Source organism: Chryseobacterium arthrosphaerae (assembly GCF_001684965.1).
GTDB lineage: Bacteria > Bacteroidota > Bacteroidia > Flavobacteriales > Weeksellaceae > Chryseobacterium > Chryseobacterium arthrosphaerae.
The window spans coordinates 1-255 of record NZ_MAYG01000024.1; the positions used below are offsets into that span (position 1 = coordinate 1).

At 43.9% G+C, this 255-nt stretch carries 1 rRNA gene; it reads right to left on the reverse strand.

The features are described from left to right. Nucleotides 1-255: ribosomal RNA gene (locus BBI00_RS20980) — 23S ribosomal RNA — on the reverse strand; the annotation flags it as partial.

The window sequence follows — 255 nt, forward strand, 5'->3', positions numbered from 1 at the left end:
GTCTTTCGGTGAGCGGGTTTCTCGCCCGCTTTATCGTTACTTATGCCTACATTTTCTTTTCTATACGCTCCACAATACCTCACAGTACTGCTTCTAAGCAAATAGAATGCTCTCCTACCAGATGTATCCGAAAATACAAATCCATAGCTTCGGTAATATGTTTATGCCCGATTATTATCCATGCCGGACCGCTCGACTAGTGAGCTGTTACGCACTCTTTAAATGAATGGCTGCTTCCAAGCCAACATCCTAGCT